This is a genomic window from Streptomyces sp. NPDC015242, from assembly GCF_043079125.1.
Classification (GTDB): domain Bacteria; phylum Actinomycetota; class Actinomycetes; order Streptomycetales; family Streptomycetaceae; genus Streptomyces.
In genome coordinates this window covers 227,940-244,994 of the sequence record NZ_JBIBUF010000002.1, presented here as the reverse complement: position 1 = coordinate 244,994, position 17,055 = coordinate 227,940, and the positions used below count along the sequence as shown (strand labels likewise).

Here is a 17,055-nt window from a genome sequence, read left to right as displayed (position 1 = left end):
TCAAAGATCCACAAAAGTAACTCCGGGAGCACGTTCCGTGGCAGCCCTCGCACGCTGGTGTGTCCGACGCCGTCTGGTCACCGTACTGCTGTGGCTCCTCGCCTTCGCGGGGGTCGCCACCGGCGCCGCCGTCGCCGGCAGCACGTACTCGAACGACTACCAGGTCCCCGGCACCGAGTCCGGGCGCGCCACCGAGCTGCTGCACGAGGGCTTCCCGCAGCTCGGCGGTGACAGCGACACCGTCGTCTGGCACACCGCATCCGGCAGCGTCCGCGCCGCCGACGTCGAGCAGACGATGACCCGCACTCTGGACCGCATCGAGAACCTCCCCGGCGTGGCCTCGGTCACCAGCCCCTACGACGGGCCCGGCACGGGCCGGATCAGCGCAGACGGCCGGACCGCCTACGCCACGGTCACCTTCGACGAGCAGGCCCAGGACATCGACGTGGGCGAGGCGCGGGCGGTCGTGGACACCGCCGCAAGCGCCCGGGCCGACGGTCTCCAGGTCGAGCTGGGCGGCAGCGCCGTCGCGCTCACCCAGTCCTCCGGCGGGCACACGGCGGAGATCGTCGGCGTGCTCGTCGCCGCGGTCGTGCTGTTCCTCGCCTTCGGCTCGCTCGCCGCCTCGCTGCTGCCCATCGCCACCGCCCTGGTCGGCGTCGGCACCGCCTACGCCGGGATCGTCCTGCTCGGGCACGCCATGACCGTCGCCGACTTCGCCCCGATGCTGGGCATGCTGGTCGGGCTCGGTGTCGGCATCGACTACGCGCTGTTCATCGTCACCCGGCACCGGCGCGGCCTGAAGCGCGGACTGTCCGTCGCCGAGGCCGCCACGAACGCCGTCCAGACCACGGGACGAGCCGTCGTCTTCGCGGGTGCCACCGTTTGCATCGCCCTGCTGGGCATGCTCATCCTCCGCCTGAGCTTCCTCAACGGCGTCGCGATAGCCGCCGGCCTGACCGTCATCCTGACCGTCGCGGCCTCCGTGACCCTGCTGCCCGCCCTGCTGTCCCTCATCGGCATGCGCGCGCTCAGCCGCCGCGAACGCCGTCGCCTCGCCGAGCACGGGCCGCAGCCCGAGCTGCCCACCGGGTTCGCCGCCCGCTGGTCGGCCTTCGTGGAGCGCCACCCCAAGCTGCTCGGCGCGGTCGCCCTGGTCGTCATGGCCGTCCTCGCGCTGCCGACGCTCTCCCTCCACCTGGGCACCTCCGACCAGGGCAACGACCCGGCCACGGCCACCACCCGGCAGGCCTACGACCTGCTCGCCGACGGCTTCGGACCCGGCGTCAACGGCCCGCTCACCCTGGTCACCGAGGTCGACGGAGGCGCCGACAGGCTCGCTTTGGACAACCTGGACGCCACCCTGCGGGCGACCGACGGTGTCGCCTCGGTGACCCCGGTGACCTTCGACTCCGGCGGCCACACCGCCTACCTCACCGTCGTACCCGAGTCCTCCCCGCAGTCGAAGCGGACCAGCGACCTCGTCGACCGGCTGCGCGGGGAGGTGCTGCCGCGCGCCGAGTCCGGCACCTCCCTCGACGTGCAGGTGGGCGGCATGACGGCCGGTTACGACGACTTCGCCGACGTCATCGTCGCCAAGCTGCCCCTCTTCGTCGGGGTGGTCATCGGCCTGGGCTGCCTGCTGCTCCTGCTCGCCTTCCGGTCGATCGGCATCCCGCTGAAGGCCGCCGCGATGAACGTCGCCGCAGTGGCCGGCGCCTTCGGCGTGGTCGTGGCGATCTTCCAGTGGGGCTGGGGCAGCGAGCTGCTCGGCCTCGGCAGTGCGGGGCCCATCGAGCCCTTCCTGCCGGTGATCATGGTGTCGGTGCTCTTCGGCCTCTCCATGGACTACCAGGTCTTCCTGGTGAGCCGCATGTACGAGGAGTGGCTGGAGACCGGCGACAACCGGCGGGCCGTGCGGGTCGGCCTCGCGGAGACCAGCCGGGTCATCAACTCGGCGGCGGTCATCATGATCTCCGTCTTCCTGGCCTTCGTGCTCACCGGCGACCGCGTGATCGCCATGTTCGGCATCGCCCTCGCGGCCGCCGTCGCCCTGGACGCCTTCGTCCTGCGCACGCTTCTGGTCCCCGCCCTGATGCACCTGCTGGGCGGCGCCAACTGGTGGCTGCCCCGCTGGCTCGACCGGCGCCTGCCGCGGATCAGCATCGAACCGCCCGAGAGCCGGGCCGCCCATGAGAGGCTGGCCGCCGCGACGGACGCCGAGGTGGCGGACGTCCTGGCGGAGGAGGAGCGGCAGCGGGATGTACGCGATATCCCTGGGTGACGGCGCGGAACTGCGGCCGCTGGAACCCTGGCACGCCGGGGAGTTCCTGGCGCACCTGGACCGCGGGCGGGAGTTCATCGGCCGGTACATCCCGTTCGGCACGACCGAGACGGACCTGCCCTCGGCGCGGGCGAAACTCCAGCTCTACGCCGACATGCGGGCCGCCGACACCGGCTCCCTGCACGGCCTGTGGCTGGACGGCACCCTCGTCGGCGGTGTGCTGTTCCTCAACTTCGACGCGGCGAACGGCACCTGCGAGGTCGGCTGCTGGCTGGAGCCCGCCGGGACCGGCCGGGGCCTGGTCACCCGCGCGATGCGGGTGCTGATCGACTGGGCCGTCGGCCAGCGCGGCATCCACCGCGTCGAGTGGGTCGCCGCCTCCGGCAACCAGCCCAGCCTGAACGTGGCGCGGCGGCTCGGCATGACCCGCGACGGTGTGCGCCGCGCGGCACACCACTACGGTGGCGTACGGCACGATCTCGAGGTCTGGTCCGTGCTGGCGCCCGAGTGGCGCGAGGCACGCGCGCGTGCCGGTCACAACGATCATTAAGAGACCTCTCAGACAGCGACCCTACGGTGCGAGACATGGCAACGAACGCAGTGGACGAGACCGAGGCCACCGAGGCCACGACCGACGAGAAGGCGGTGGACATCACCGAGTCCGACGAGGTGGTCGGGTCCGGGGCCCAGGCCCCCGAGACCGAGGAGGACCGCTCCCAGGGAGTCGGCCAGGGCGCCGCTGCCGTGGTCTCCGCCGCGCTGGGCGTCGTCTCGCTCACCGGCAGCTGGGTCGGCACCGTGGCGGCCGCCCGCCGCAACCTGATCGGCCAGCTGGAGACCGCGCAGAACGCGAGCGTGGCCAAGCAGATCCAGGCCGTGTACGGCGACGCCTGGCAGACCACAGCCCTGTGGGCCGGCCTGTTCGCGCTGACCGCGCTGGTCGTCGGCGTCGTGGTGCTGGCCCGGCCGGCGTTCGGCACGCCCGGGCGGGTGCAGGCCCCCTGGATCAAGTCGGTCGCCTGGGCGGGTGTCGCGCTCGGCGTCATCGGCCTGTTCCTGGCCGTCCTCAAGTACACCGGCGTGCTGCTCGGACTGCCGTCCGCGAGCTGACCCGCAAACGCCGATCCTGAGGGGTCTTAGGCCCTCCGTGAGCACCTTACGGAGGACCTGAGGCCCCTCAGGCGCGTCTAAGGCCCCGCCGGCCTCGCAAGATGCGGAACTCTCCCGATGTGGCCGCCCCGCCTGGGAGACGAAGGTGGAGACATCGCGGAGGAACCCCTCCGGGAACGGTCTCCCACCGAGGACACGCCATGTACGAGTACGAGTTCCAGCAGCTGCGCACCGCCGAGCTCATCCGCCGTGCCGACCACGAGCGCCGCGTCCGCGAGGCCGCCCGCGCCCGCCGTGCCGCCCGCCACGCAGCCGGCCACGACTCCGCCGAGCACGAGAGCCATAGCCGCCTCTTCCGGCGGGCCCGATCGGCCCGGCCCGCGTGAACGGGCCGGCGGGAACGGCCGGTGCCGACGGGGGGACGGCCGGCGCAGGGCACAAGGACACAGGGGCCGCGGCCGCCGACACGGCGACCGCGGCCCGCCGCTTCCCCGCGGCCGTTCCTCCGGCAACCGACCCGCAACCGACGGCCCCTCCCGCCGCCGGTGCAGAGCCCGGGACTGCGTCCGGGGCTGCGTACGGGGCTGACGGTGCGGGGTGTGTGACTTCCTCCGAGGCTGTCGGTCCGGAGCGCGTGAACCGTTCGGGGACTCCCGGTGCGGGGCGGGCGCCCGGTTTTGGGGCGGCCGTGCCGGGGGCCGCGACCGGCTCCCGGGCCGTTTCCGTCGCAGGGGCCGGCGGTGTCCGGGCCGTCGCCGGGGCGAGCTGTGCCGGGGGCGGGGCGAGCCGTGCCGGGGGCGGGGCCGTGAAAACCGATGCCGCCCCGTCCGACCCGCGTGCGATGCTCGGGGCCGTGGAGACCAGGTCCGTCAGCCCCGTGTTCGTCGGCCGCGCCGAGGAGTTGGGCGCGCTGCACGACGCGCTCGTGCGCTCCCGCGAGGGAGAGCCGCAGGCACTGCTCATCGGCGGGGAGGCCGGCGTCGGCAAGACCCGCCTGGTGGAGGAGTTCGCCGACGCCGCCCGCCGCGACGGCGCGGTGGTCGCGCTCGGCGGCTGCGTGGAGATCGGCGCCGACGGGCTGCCCTTCGCCCCGTTCTCCACCGCCCTGCGCGCCCTGCGCCGCGCGCTGCCCGCCGAGCTGGCCGCCGCGGCCGCCGGGCAGGAGGGGGAACTGGCACGCCTGCTGCCCGAGCTGGGCGAGTCGGGGACCGGCCGCCACGACGAGGACGGCACGGCCCGCCTCTTCGAACTCACCGCGCGCCTGCTGGAGCGCGTCGCCGCCGAGCACACCGTCGTCCTCGCCCTGGAGGACCTGCACTGGTCGGACGCCTCCACCCGCCACCTGCTGTCGTATCTGTTCCGCACCCTGCGCACCGGCCGCCTCGTCGTCCTGGCCACCTACCGCTCCGACGACATCCACCGCCGCCACCCGCTCAGGCCGCTGCTCGCCGAGCTCGACCGGCTCCGCACCGTCCGCCGCCTCGAACTCGCCCGTTTCACCCGCGACGAGGTCTGCCTCCAGGTCGCCGGCATCCTCGCCCACGAACCCGACCCGGACCAGGTCGACGCGATCTTCGCCCGCTCCGACGGCAACGCGTTCTTCGTCGAGGAACTCGCCGTCGCCGCCCACGAGGGCTGTGCCACGGGCCTGACGGACTCCCTGCGCGACCTGCTGCTCGTCCGCGTCGAGGGACTGCCGGAAACCGCCCAGCAGGTGGCCCGGATCGTCGCCGAGGGCGGCTCCACCGTCGAGTACCGGCTGCTGGCCGCCGTCGCCCGGATCGCCGAGGACGATCTCATCGAGGCGCTGCGGGCCGCCGTGAACGCCGGCATCCTCACCCCCGCGCCCGGCGGCGACGGCTACCGCTTCCGCCACTCCCTGGTCCGCGAGGCCGTCAGCGACGACCTGCTCCCCGGCGAGCGCTCCCGGCTCAACCGCCGCTACGCCGAAGCCCTGGAGACCGACCCCACACTCGTCCCCGCCGACCAGCGGGCCACCCGCCTGGCGAGCTACTGGTACCACGCCCACGACGCCGCCAAAGCCCTGCCCGCCGTCCTGGACGCCGCCGTCGAGGCCCGCCGGCGCCACGCCTACTCCGAGCAACTGCGGCTGCTGGAGCGGGCGATGGAGCTGTGGGACAGCGCGCCCGGCGCCGTGCGCGCCACCCTGCGGCCCGTGGACTACACCGAGGCCTACCCGCCGGAACTCCCCGAACGGGACGCGGCGGCCGCCCCCGGCGCCGACCCGGCCGGCACCCCGCTGAGCCACCTCGACCTGCTCGCCGAGGCGGCCGTGGCCGGACGGCTCGGCGGGGAGCGGGAACGCGCCCTGAAGATCACCAAGCGGGCGCTGCGCCTGCTGGACGAGGAGGGAACCCCGCCCCCGCATGCGCCACCCCGCGCGAGCCGGGGAGACCGCCAGCGTGCCGCCTGGTTCTGGATCCAGCGCTCCCGGCTGGTGCAGGGGCTCGCCCGCGGTGACGGCTGGAAGGAGATCGCCACCGCCCAGGACCTGGTCCGCGGACTGCCACCGTCCGAGGTGCACGCCGAGGTGCTCGCCACCGCAGCCCACTGGGCGATGCTCCACGAGCCCGGCCCCGACGCCCTCACGGCCGCCGAACGGGCCGTGGAGTACGCGCGCATGGTGGGCGCCGACGCCATCGAGTCCAACGCCCGGCTCACCCTGGGCGGCCTCATGGTGGACGCGGGGCAGATCGAGGCCGGTCTGGCGCACATGTACGAGGTCAAGGACGAGGTGGTGGCCCGGGGACTGGCGCCGGTCGTGGGCCGCAGCCATGTGAACCTGCCGTCCGCCCTGGAAGGCGTGGGCCGCTCCGGGGAAGCCGTCGGCATCCTGCGCGAGGGCCTGCGCCTCACCTCCGAGATGGGCCTGCGGGACCCCGAGGCCTGGGTCTGGAGCAACCTCGCGGAGTCGCTCATCTCGCTGGGCCGCTGGGACGAGGCCGCCGAGGCCGCCGCCAACGCCCAGCGGCGCGGGCAGTCGGCGGGGCCGCACGGGTCCGGCGCCAACAGCCTGGCCTTCCTCGCGCTCGCCCGCGGCCGGGTGCCCGAGGCGGCCCGGCACCTCGCCGACAGCCGCGACCTGTACGGCCCCCACGACCCCATGCCCCAGCACGACCTGCCGGTCTCCTGCCTGACCCTCGCCGTCGCCGTCGCCGAGGGCCGCCTCGCCGACGCCCGCGCCGAACTGCTGCGCACCCTGGAGTCCGGCTTCCCGCCCGGCACCCAGCGCTACGCCTGGCCGCTGCTGCTCGAGGCGGCCACCGCCGAGGCCGACAACCGCGGGCTGCCCGCGGCGCGCGAGGGCCGGGACGAGGTGCTCGACCACCTCTTCGCCGCGGTCAAGCGCCTCACCACGAACGCCCCCGTCTGGTGCGCCCACGAGCGGTGGGTCCGCGCGGAACTGCACCGCGCCACCGGCCGCTCCGCCCCGGGCCTCTGGTCGGAGGTGGTCACCGCCTTCGAACCCCTGGGGCGCCCCTACGACCTCGCCCGGGTCCGCCACCGCCTCGCCGAGTCCCTGCTCACGGACGGCGGCGAGGACGGACGCGACCGTGCCGCGGAACTGCTCCGCCTCGCCCACACCGTCGCCCGCCACCTGGGGGCCCGGCCCCTCGCCGACGCCACCGGCGCCCTCGCCCGGCGGGCCCGTCTCGCCCTGGCCCCGGTGCCCGCCGCGGCCGCCTCCGCGGATCCCGCTCAGGCCCTCGGCCTGACCAGCCGGGAACGGGACGTGCTGCGTCTGGTCGCCGCCGGCCACACCAACCGCCGGATCGCGCAGGAACTGTTCATCTCCCCGAAGACCGCGAGCGTCCACGTCTCCAACATCCTCGCCAAGCTCGGCGTCTCGGGCCGCGGCGAGGCGGCCGCGGTGGCGCACCGGCTGGGGCTGTTCCCGGCCGGACAGCTCACGTCCGGCCCGGCAGGCTGAGGTATACGCTGTAAAGGACGGCGGGGGTGCCAGGGCCCAGGGAGGCTCCGTGTTCAACCTGTTCGAGGAACTCTTCTCGCCCGGCCGCAAACACACCCGTGACGAGCACAGACGCCTGGAGCTGACCCGGGAGGACGTCGGCGACGCCGATCCCGGACGCGGCCCGATAGACCTGGCGTCCGGGAAGGTCGTCGTCCGGCCCCCGGCGGACTCCGGGGACGACGCCGAGCAGGACTAGGGCCGCGCCGTCACCCCCGGGTGCTACCTCACCCGCACCTCCAGGATGCGGTCGTCACCGTCCTTCGGGGCGCCCCGGCCGTCCGTGTTGCTGGTCACCAGCCACAGCCGGTCGCCGCCCGCCGGGACGACCGTGCGCAGCCGGCCGTACTCGCCCTCCAGGAACGCCTGCGGCTCCGCCGAGGCCGCCGTGCCGTTCAGCGGGATGCGCCACAGCCGCTTGCCGCGCAGGCCCGCCATCCACACCGACCCCTCGGCGTAGGCGATGCCGCTGGGGGAGGCCTCCGCCGTCGACCACTGCTCGACCGGGTCGCGGAAGTCCGCGTCGTCGGACTCGCCTTCCGCCTCCGGCCAGCCGTAGTTGCCGCCCGGCGCGATCGCGTTGAGCTCGTCCCAGGTGTCCTGCCCGAACTCCGCGGCGAACAGCCGCTGCTCGGTGTCCCAGGCCAGGCCCTGCACGTTGCGGTGCCCGTAGGAGTACACCGGCGAGCCGGAGAACGGGTTGCCGGGGGCCGGCTCGCCCTCCGGGGTCAGCCGCAGGATCTTGCCGCCCGTGGAGTCCCTGTCCTGGGACAGGCCGGTGTCCCCGCTCTCGCCCGTGCCCACGTACAGCATCCGGTCCGGGCCGAAGGCGATCCGGCCGCCGTTGTGGACGAAGCCCTTGGGAATGCCCCGGAAGACCGTGTCGGGCGCGCCGAGCTGCTCGCCGGCGGGCTTGCCGGCGTCGTAGAGCATGCGGACGACGCGGTTGTCGCCGGCCGAGGTGAAGTACGCGTAGATCATGTGGTCGGAGGCGAAGCCGGGGGAGAGGGCGATGCCGAGGAGGCCGCCCTCGCCCTCCGCCGCGACCCCGGGCACCTCGCCCAGCTCCGTCTTCTTGCCGGTCTTCTCGTCGATCCGGACGATCGTCCCCTCGTCCCGGGAGGAGACCAGCAGGCCGCCGCCCGGCAGCGGGGCGAGACCCCAGGGGGAGTCGAGGCCCTCGGCGACGGTGCGGACCACCGTGACCGAGCCCTTGGCGGGGGGTGTCGGTCCGGCGGCCTGCCGCGGCGGTGCGGAGGAGCCCGTCGCCGTACGGCTCGGGGAGGCGCTCCGGTCGCCGGACGGGTCCCCGTCGCCGGAGGAGCAGCCGGCGGTCAGCAGGAGCGCTGCGGCGGCCAGCACGGCCGGGACGGCTCGACGTTGCACGATCATGGTCCCTTCGACGCGGCAGGGTTCTCCCTGTCATACACCGCTCGCGCCCCTCAAGTTCCCGATCACGAAACCTCGAACCGTGAACAAGGGGTATGCCCCCTACGCCCCGGGGGGCCGGTGCCCCCGCGTTCGGGCGCTCAGTCCCAGGACCCCTGCGCCGCCGGCAGCTCCGCGATCTCCCTGAGGTCCTCGGGCTCCAGCCGCAGGGCCGCTGCGGCCGCGTTCTCCGCCACCCAGCGCTCCTGCTTCGTGCCCGGGACCGGCACCACGTGCCGCCCCTGGGCGAGCACCCACGCCAGGGCGATCTGGCCGGGCGTGACGCCACCGCCGTGCCGGCCGGCCACCCGGCGCAGGCCCGCGACGATGGGCTGGTTCGCGGCCATCATCTCGGCCGTGAAGCGCGGGTGCCGGGCGCGCAGGTCGTCCGCCTCGAAGCCCGCCCCGGGCCGCAGCCGCCCGGTCAGGAAGCCGTTGCCCAGAGGCATCGCCGCGAGGAAGCCGACGCCCCGGGTCTCGCACCACGGCAGCAGCGTCTCCAGCGCCTCCGGCGACCACACCGACAGTTCCGCCTCCACCGCGCCGACGGGGAAGACCTGCTGCACCCGCTCCAGTTGCCGGATCGTCGCGTCGTGCAGCCGGGTCCCGCCCCTGCGCGAGGACCGGGCGCCCACCGCGCACAGCCCCAGCGCCCGCACCTTCCCGGCCTGGACGAGTTCCGCCATGGCGCCCCAGGTCTCCTCCACGGGCACCTCCGGGTCGGCCCGGTGCAGCTGGTAGAGGTCGATCACGTCGGTCTGCAGCCGCCGCAGCGAGGCGTCACAGGCCCGCTTCACGTACCCGGGACGGCCGTTGGCGACGATGTGCTGGTCGCCCACGAGCAGGCCGACCTTCGTCGACACGAAGGCGTCGGACCGCCGCTCCTTCAACGCCCGCCCCACCAGCAGCTCGTTGGTGAAGGGCCCGTACATGTCGGCCGTGTCCAGCAGGGACACCCCCAGGTCCAGCGCCCGGTGCACCGCCCTGAGCGACTCGTCGCCGCGCTGCCGCGAGGTGCTGTACGCCCAGCTCATCGGCATGCACCCGAGTCCGACGGCCCCCACGGCGAGTGCGCCCGCGCCGATCGTCCTGCGCTCCACCTGGTCGTGACCCTCCCTGTTCCGGCCACCCCAACCTAACCTCTGCCGTGGCGCGCTCCTGACATAGCCTCCGGAGCATGACTGCTGACGTGTGGCTGCCCATCCCGCCGGACGAGATCGAGGGACTCCCCGAGGGGCCGGACTACCGCTTCTGGGACGGCGCGGACGACTTCCCCGCCGACCCGGCCGACTGCGCCTTCTACGTCGTCCCCTATATGAAGCCCAGCCCCCTGTGCGTACGTCCCCTGCCGCGGATGAGCCGCGTGGAGGTCGTGCAGACCCTCTCCGCCGGGATCGACCACGTCGAGCCGGGGCTGGGACAGCTGCGTCCGGGGGTGCGCCTGTGCAACGCCCGCGGGGTGCACGAGGCCAGCACCGCGGAGCTCACCCTCGCCCTGATCCTCGCCTCGCTGCGCGGCATCCCCGACTTCGTCCGCGCCCAGGACCGGGGGGAGTGGCTCGGCGGTTTCCGGCCCGCGCTCGCCGACAGGAGCGTGCTCATCGTCGGGTACGGATCGATCGGCGCGGCCATCGAGGACCGGCTCGTTCCGTTCGAGCCCGCGCGGGTGGCGCGCGTCGCGCGCTCCGAGCGCACCACGGCGCGCGGTCCGGTGCACCCGCTCACCGAACTCCCCGCGCTGCTGCCCGCGGCGGACGTCGTCGTCCTGTCCACCCCGCTCACCGAGGCCACCCGCGGCCTGGCCGGAGCCGACTTCCTGTCCCGGATGAAGGACGGAGCGCTGCTGGTCAACGTGGCCCGCGGCCCCGTCGTGGACACCAAGGCCCTGCTCGCCGAGGTGGAGAACGGCCGCATCACCGCGGCCCTGGACGTCACCGACCCCGAGCCCCTGCCGCGCGAACATCCACTGTGGCGTGCGCCGGGGGTACTGATCAGCCCCCATGCCGGCGGCCCCACCTCCGCGTTCCTGCCGCGCGCCCGGCGGCTCCTGGTGGACCAGTTGAACCGTCATGTGAACCGGGAGCCGCTGCGCAACGTGATCCTTACGACGGGTGCACCCACGGACTGACGGAGTTTCGAGTACCGTCCGCAATCCTCCGGGCGCGGTGGGTACTCATATATCTGTTGATCGTCACGGAGAGTAGAGAACCTATGTCCCTGAGTGACGAGACTGGTGTATCGTCCCGGCAGGGGCTGCGCCGGGGACCGTTCGGCGCCGGGGACGGACACTTCAGACTGTGAGGGGGGCGACAGGCGATGCACGGCCTTTGGACGAGCGATCCGACGGGGCGGGGCGGCCGGCGGCGACCCTGGCGGACGGCCGCGAGCAGACGCGGTCAGCACGCCGATCACGGCGGCCACCACACCCACCACAGCACACACCGCACCGACCACCACCATCACCGCGGGGCGGGGAGCCGCCGAAGGCAGGCCCCGCCGGTGCACCGGCGCCCGCGGGACCCGGGAGCGACACGGACCGGGAGGGTCCGGTGAGCGCGCCCCCGACCACCACGCTGGACGGAGCGCTGCGGGCACAGCCTCCGGCCACGAGCGCGCTGCTGCCCCGCACGCCGGCCCCCGGCCCCCGGCCGGGCCCGGCCCTCCAGTTCGTGCTGGCCCTGCTGTGCGCGGGATACGCCGTCGGTGCCGCGCTCGGCTGGGGCTCGCACGACATGGCCCTGATCATGGGCGACTTCGGGCTGAGCGCCGCGGCGGCCACCGCCGCCGTCTCGTGCTTCCTCTACGCCCGCAGCCGCCGCACCCGCTTTCGATCCGCCTGGCTGCTGTTCGGCCTCTCCTCGGCCATGGCGTCCCTGGGCAACCTGGTCTGGGGGTGGTACGAGGTGGTCCTGGGGCTGCCCGTGCCCAGCCCCAGCTACGCCGACCTGTTCTTCCTGTGCTTCGCTCCGCCCGCCATCGTCGGACTGCTGGTCCTCGCCAAACGGCCGGTGACCAAGGCCGGCTGGGTCTGCCTCGGGCTCGACGCCTGGCTGATCGGCGGCTCGCTGCTCACCCTGGCCTGGAGCCTCGCCCTCGCCCAGGCCGCCAGGTCCGAGGGGCCCGGCGTGGCGCACACCGCGCTGTCGCTGGCCTACCCGCTCCTCGACATCGCGCTGGTCAGCATGGTGCTCGCGCTGCACTTCCGGCGGTCGGCGGTGAACCGCTCGGCGGTCAACACCGCCATCGGCGCCCTCGCGCTGACCGTGATGTGCGACGCCCTGTTCACCTCGCCGCTGATGCACCACGACTACCGCTCGGGTCAGCTGCTCGACGCGGGCTGGTTCGCCGGCTCGCTGCTGCTGGCGTACGCCCCGTGGGCCGCGCCCCGCTCGGCCGACAGCGACCGGCAGGGCCCGGACCGGCACGGCGGGGCGGGGCACACCCGCGTGGTCCACGAGCACGTCCCCGGACAGCGCAGCGGACCCCACCACCCGCCGCCCGGAGGGGAGCACAGCCGCTACCCGGCCGCCCGGCCCATCGCCGGCTCCCTCGCCGCCCTCACGCCGTATCTCGCGGCCGCCGTGTGCACCCTGGGCATCCTCTACAACGTCCTCAACGGCCGCAGCGTCGACCGCGTGGTCCTGCTGACCGGGGGCACGGTCGTGCTCGCGCTGGTCGTGCGCCAGGGCATCATGCTGCTCGACAACATCACCCTCACCCAGGAACTGGCCCAGAAGGAGAACCACTTCCGCTCCCTGGTGCAGGGCTCCAGCGACGTCATCATGATCGCCGCGCCCAGCGGTGTGCTGAGGTACGTCTCCCCGGCCGCCGCCGGCGTCTACGGCCGCCCGGCGGAGGAACTGGTGGGCACGGAACTGGCCCATCTCATCCACCCGGAGGACCTCGGCTGCGTCGTGCACGAGGTGCGCCGGTTCCTCGCCGCCAACCCGGTCGAGGAGCCCACCACGCGCATCGAGTGCCGCTTCCGCTCGGGCGACGGAGGCTGGCTCAACGTGGAGTCGACCGTCAACCGCCATCACGGCGGCCTCATCTTCAACAGCAGAGACGTGACCGAACGGGTCAGGCTGCAGGCGCAGTTGCAGCACAACGCCGAGCACGACCCGCTCACCGACCTGCCCAACCGCGCCCTGTTCACCAAGCGCGTCCAGCACGCGCTGTCGGGCCGCCGCGCCTCCGACCGGGGCGTGGCCCTGCGGAACACGGCCGTGCTCTTCATCGACCTCGACGGCTTCAAGGCCGTCAACGACACGATCGGGCACCAGGCCGGGGACGAGCTGCTCGTCCAGGCCGCCCGCAGGCTCCAGGACTCGGTCCGCCAGGGCGACACCGCCGCACGGCTCGGCGGCGACGAGTTCGCGGCCCTGATCGTCGGGGACAACACCCGCGACCGTCAGGCCCGGGAGCGGCACATCCTGGAGCTCGCCGACCGCCTCAGGACGACGCTGTCCCAGCCCTACCTCATCGACGGCAACGATGTCCGCGTCAACGCCTCCATCGGTGTGGCCTTCGCGGAGGCGGGCCTCGGCGCGGGCGAGCTGCTGCGCAACGCCGACCTGGCGATGTACCGGGCCAAGGCCGGCGGCAAGGGCCGCGTCGAGCTGTACAAGCCGCAGATGCAGCAGGACGTCGTGCGCAAGGCGGAGCTGGCCACCCGCCTGCGGGCCGCGCTGCACGACGGCGAGTTCGCCCTGCTCCACCAGCCGGTGGTGTGCCTGGAGGACGGCCGGATCACGTCGGTGTCCGCGCAGGCGCGCTGGCGTTCCTCCCAGGGGGTGCTGTTCACCCCGGCGGAGTTCCTGCGCGTGGCCGAGGACGGCGACCGGACCGCCGAGCTGGGCCGCTGGATGATCGAGGAGGCCGTCGAGCAGGCGGCCGAGCGGCACGCGAGCGGGCTGTCCGTGCCGGTCGTCGTCCGGATGAGCGCCCGCCGGCTGCTGGACAAGTCCATGCCGCTGGACACGATCGAGGCGCTGCTCACCCGGCACGGCCTGCCGTCCGGCTCACTGGTCATCGAGCTGTCCGACGCCGACCCGAGCGTCCCGCTGGACGAGCTGGAGCGGCGCCTGGGCGCCCTGCGGCGGGTCGGCGTACGGATCGCGCTCGACGGGTTCGGCAGCGGCTGTGCGGCGATCACGGCCCTCAGGAGGCTGCCCGTCGACATCCTCAAGCTCGACCGCGGCCTGGTCGAGGGCGTCGTCGAGTCCGCCCGGCTGCACAAGATCACCGGCGGGCTGCTGCGCATCGCCGGCGACCTCGGGCTGCAGTCCGTGGCCGAGGGGGTCGATCTGCCCGAGCAGGTCCTCGCCCTGCGCGCCATGGGATGCACGCACGGGCAGGGCATGGCCTTCTCCGGGCCGCTGGACGAGTACCGGCTGCGCCGGGCGCTCGCGGCAGGCCACTATCCGCTGCCGCAGACACCGGCCGAGCCGGCCCTCACGGGCGGTGCCCCGCGTGTGTACAGCGCGAACGTGTCCGCCGTCATCGGAGGCGGCACGGCCCTCCGTTCACATAATGAGACTCCCGTCCCACCCACTTGACAGTGAGTGGGCGCCGGGGGGAGGGTCTGTGCCATGCGCACCCGAATTCTCGTACTTGGAAAGCGCGTCGGCTGACGCTGAGCCTCGACCGCTCAGCGACCCCACCCGGCGCGCTCCCCTCGCTTGCCCTACGGCACGAGGGGTTTTTTGTTGCACAGACACCGTCCGTGCAGCAGCCGAAGCCCGTCCAAACCTCGCAAAAAACCCTCAGCATCTGAGAAGAGAATGCCGATGACCGAGCAGGCCACCGGGGCCCACCACCCGCAGCCCCGGCCCCGATCCGGAGGACAGCACTCCGCCCCCGAGCACGTCACGGGCGCGCAGTCCCTCATCCGCTCTCTCGAGGAGGTCGGCGCCGACACGGTATTCGGCATTCCCGGCGGTGCGATCCTTCCCGCCTACGACCCGCTGATGGACTCCACCAGGGTGCGCCACGTCCTGGTCCGTCACGAGCAGGGCGCCGGACACGCCGCCACCGGCTACGCGCAGGCCACCGGCAAGGTCGGCGTCTGCATGGCCACCTCGGGCCCGGGCGCCACCAACCTGGTCACGCCGATCGCCGACGCGCACATGGACTCCGTGCCGCTGGTCGCGATCACCGGCCAGGTGGCGTCCAAGGCGATCGGCACGGACGCCTTCCAGGAGGCGGACATCGTCGGCATCACCATGCCGATCACCAAGCACAACTTCCTGGTCACCAAGGCCGAGGACATCCCGCGGATCATCGCGCAGGCCTTCCACATCGCCTCCACCGGCCGTCCCGGCCCGGTCCTGGTCGACATCGCCAAGGACGCCCTCCAGGCGAAGACGACCTTCTCCTGGCCGCCCACCATGGACCTGCCCGGCTACCGCCCGGTGACCAAGCCGCACGCCAAGCAGATCCGCGAGGCCGCCAAGCTGATCACCCAGGCCCGCCGGCCCGTGCTGTACGTCGGCGGCGGCGTGCTCAAGGCCCGGGCCACCGCCGAGCTGAAGGTCCTCGCCGAGCTGACCGGCGCGCCCGTCACGACCACCCTGATGGCGCTCGGCGCGTTCCCGGACAAGCACCCGCAGCACCTGGGCATGCCCGGCATGCACGGCTCGGTGGCCGCCGTGACCGCCCTGCAGAAGGCGGACCTGATCGTCGCCCTCGGCGCCCGCTTCGACGACCGCGTCACCGGCAAGCTGGACAGCTTCGCGCCCCTGGCCAAGATCGTCCACGCGGACATCGACCCGGCCGAGATCGGCAAGAACCGCGCGGCCGACGTGCCGATCGTCGGGGACGCCCGCGAGGTCATCGCCGACCTGATCCAGGCGGTGCAGAAGGAGCACGCCGAGGGCCACCGGGGCGACTACGGCATGTGGTGGAACGACCTGAACCGCTGGCGCGAGACCTACCCGCTCGGCTACGACCAGCCCGGCGACGGCTCCCTGTCCCCGCAGGCGGTCATCGAGCGCATCGGGCAGCTCGCCCCGGAGGGCACGATCTTCGCGGCGGGCGTCGGCCAGCACCAGATGTGGGCCGCCCACTTCATCGAGTACGACAAGCCCGGCACCTGGCTCAACTCCGGCGGCGCCGGGACCATGGGCTACGCCGTCCCGGCCGCCATGGGCGCCAAGGCCGGGGCCCCCGACCGGGCCGTCTGGGCCATCGACGGCGACGGCTGCTTCCAGATGACCAACCAGGAGCTCACCACCTGCGCCCTGAACAACATCCCGATCAAGGTCGCCGTCATCAACAACGGCGCCCTCGGGATGGTCCGCCAGTGGCAGACCCTCTTCTACAACCAGCGGTACTCCAACACCGTCCTGCACTCCGGCCCGGACGACGTGAACCCGGAGGCCCGCGGCACCCGCGTCCCCGACTTCGTGAAGCTGTCGGAGGCCATGGGCTGCCACGCCATCCGCTGCGAGTCCCCGGACGACCTGGACAAGGTCATCGAGGAGGCGAACTCCATCAACGACCGCCCCGTCGTCGTCGACTTCATCGTCCACGAGGACGCCATGGTCTGGCCGATGGTCGCCGCCGGCACCTCCAACGACGAGATCATGGCCGCCCGGGACGTCCGCCCCGACTTCGGCGACAACGAAGACGACTGAGCGAGAGAGACGTAAAAAGACCATGTCCAAGCACACGCTCTCCGTCCTGGTGGAGAACACCCCCGGCATCCTGGCCCGGATCGCCGCCCTCTTCTCCCGCCGCGGCTTCAACATCGACTCGCTCGCCGTCGGTGTCACCGAGCACCCCGACATCTCCCGCATCACCATCGTCGTGGGGGTGGAGGACCTGCCGCTGGAGCAGGTGACCAAGCAGCTCAACAAGCTGGTCAACGTGCTCAAGATCGTCGAACTGGAGCCGGCGCAGGCCGTCCAGCGCGAACTCGTCCTGGTGAAGGTGCGCGCCGACAACGAGACGCGCTCCCAGATCGTCGAGATCGTCCAGCTGTTCCGCGCCAAGACCGTCGACGTCTCCCCGGAGGCCGTCACCATCGAGGCCACCGGATCCGGCGAGAAGCTCTCCGCGATGCTCAAGATGCTGGAGCCGTACGGCATCAAGGAACTCGTCCAGTCCGGCACGATCGCGATCGGCCGCGGTGCCCGTTCCATCACGGACCGGTCGCTGCGCGCCCTGGACCGGTCGGCGTAAGACGGAAAAAGGGCGGTCGGCGCGCCCGTCGGCCGCCCGTATTCCGAGACCCTCAGAC

The 17,055-nt window shown here is 73.2% G+C and carries 12 protein-coding genes; 10 read left to right on the top strand and 2 right to left on the bottom strand.

The genetic code is table 11. From position 1 onward, the window contains the following. Positions 1 to 37: 37 nt before the first annotated feature. The 6 genes from ACF07N_RS06535 (at position 38) to ACF07N_RS06510 (ending at position 7,584) form a co-directional block, all read left to right on the top strand. The gene (locus tag ACF07N_RS06535) at positions 38 to 2,284 is read left to right on the top strand and encodes an MMPL family transporter (protein ID WP_392109188.1); all 2,247 of its coding nucleotides are present in this window, start codon (positions 38 to 40) and stop codon (positions 2,282 to 2,284) included. Next, positions 2,262 to 2,834 carry a GNAT family N-acetyltransferase gene (locus ACF07N_RS06530; RefSeq protein ID WP_392109185.1) on the top strand — a complete coding sequence of 191 codons (573 nt, stop codon included), beginning with the start codon at positions 2,262 to 2,264 and terminating at the stop codon, positions 2,832 to 2,834. Before ACF07N_RS06535 ends, ACF07N_RS06530 begins: the two co-directional genes overlap by 23 nt. 35 nt (positions 2,835 to 2,869) lie before the next feature. Further along, complete coding sequence (locus ACF07N_RS06525) at positions 2,870 to 3,394, top strand: hypothetical protein (RefSeq protein WP_392109182.1); 525 nt, start codon at positions 2,870 to 2,872, stop codon at positions 3,392 to 3,394. A gap of 200 nt (positions 3,395 to 3,594) precedes the next feature. Further along, entirely contained in the window at positions 3,595 to 3,780 is a 186-nt protein-coding gene (locus ACF07N_RS06520; RefSeq protein WP_383325536.1) for a hypothetical protein, read from the top strand. A gap of 455 nt (positions 3,781 to 4,235) precedes the next feature. Further along, entirely contained in the window at positions 4,236 to 7,346 is a 3,111-nt protein-coding gene (locus ACF07N_RS06515) for an AAA family ATPase (RefSeq protein ID WP_392111052.1), read from the top strand. A gap of 49 nt (positions 7,347 to 7,395) precedes the next feature. Further along, positions 7,396 to 7,584, top strand: coding sequence for a DUF6191 domain-containing protein (locus ACF07N_RS06510; protein WP_383325539.1), 189 nt, complete (start codon positions 7,396 to 7,398; stop codon positions 7,582 to 7,584). Positions 7,585 to 7,607: 23 nt separating this feature from the next. Here ACF07N_RS06510 and ACF07N_RS06505 read toward each other — a convergent pair whose 3' ends face one another. Together ACF07N_RS06505 and ACF07N_RS06500 are read right to left on the bottom strand one after the other, a co-directional pair. After that, on the bottom strand, positions 7,608 to 8,777 hold the full coding sequence (locus ACF07N_RS06505; protein WP_392109179.1) for a PQQ-dependent sugar dehydrogenase: 1,170 nt from the start codon (positions 8,775 to 8,777) through the stop codon (positions 7,608 to 7,610). Between the two features lie 137 nt (positions 8,778 to 8,914). Further along, positions 8,915 to 9,913: an aldo/keto reductase gene (locus ACF07N_RS06500; RefSeq protein ID WP_392109176.1), complete on the bottom strand. Its 999-nt coding sequence runs from the start codon at positions 9,911 to 9,913 to the stop codon at positions 8,915 to 8,917. Positions 9,914 to 9,990: 77 nt separating this feature from the next. On the opposite strand from ACF07N_RS06500, the gene ACF07N_RS06495 reads away from it, so the two are divergent. The 4 genes from ACF07N_RS06495 to ilvN all read left to right on the top strand — a co-directional run bounded on the left by ACF07N_RS06495 (position 9,991) and on the right by ilvN (position 16,997). Beyond that, positions 9,991 to 10,941 carry a 2-hydroxyacid dehydrogenase gene (locus ACF07N_RS06495; RefSeq protein WP_392109173.1) on the top strand — a complete coding sequence of 317 codons (951 nt, stop codon included), beginning with the start codon at positions 9,991 to 9,993 and terminating at the stop codon, positions 10,939 to 10,941. A 421-nt stretch (positions 10,942 to 11,362) separates the two neighbouring features. After that, positions 11,363 to 14,371, top strand: coding sequence for a putative bifunctional diguanylate cyclase/phosphodiesterase (locus ACF07N_RS06490; RefSeq protein ID WP_392109170.1), 3,009 nt, complete (start codon positions 11,363 to 11,365; stop codon positions 14,369 to 14,371). A 231-nt stretch (positions 14,372 to 14,602) separates the two neighbouring features. Further along, positions 14,603 to 16,450, top strand: a complete 1,848-nt coding sequence (locus ACF07N_RS06485; RefSeq protein ID WP_383337678.1) for an acetolactate synthase large subunit — start codon at positions 14,603 to 14,605, stop codon at positions 16,448 to 16,450. Between the two features lie 22 nt (positions 16,451 to 16,472). Next, complete coding sequence (gene ilvN / locus ACF07N_RS06480) at positions 16,473 to 16,997, top strand: acetolactate synthase small subunit (RefSeq protein ID WP_358561389.1); 525 nt, start codon at positions 16,473 to 16,475, stop codon at positions 16,995 to 16,997. Positions 16,998 to 17,055 lie beyond the last annotated feature (58 nt).